This window comes from Photorhabdus hainanensis, from assembly GCF_018448965.1.
Lineage (GTDB): Bacteria > Pseudomonadota > Gammaproteobacteria > Enterobacterales > Enterobacteriaceae > Photorhabdus > Photorhabdus akhurstii.
Window position 1 is genome coordinate 1 of sequence record NZ_RCWD01000164.1, and the last position, 215, is coordinate 215.

Genomic DNA, 215 nt, shown 5'->3' on the forward strand with positions numbered 1-215 from the left:
TTGCCTAGTTCCTTCACCCGAGTTCTCTCAAGCGCCTGAGTATTCTCTACCTGACCACCTGTGTCGGTTTGGGGTACGATTCAATGTCACCTGATGCTTAGAGGCTTTTCCTGGAAGCCGGGCATCAACCACTTCACTGCCGTAGCAGCTCGTCATCACGCCTCAGTGTTACAGAAGAGCGGATTTGCCTGCTCCTCCCACCTACACGCTTAAAC

General features: G+C 53.0%; 1 rRNA gene. It reads right to left on the reverse strand.

The features are described 5' to 3' along the window. A 23S ribosomal RNA gene (locus tag EAE92_RS25650) occupies window positions 1–215 on the reverse strand; the annotation flags it as partial.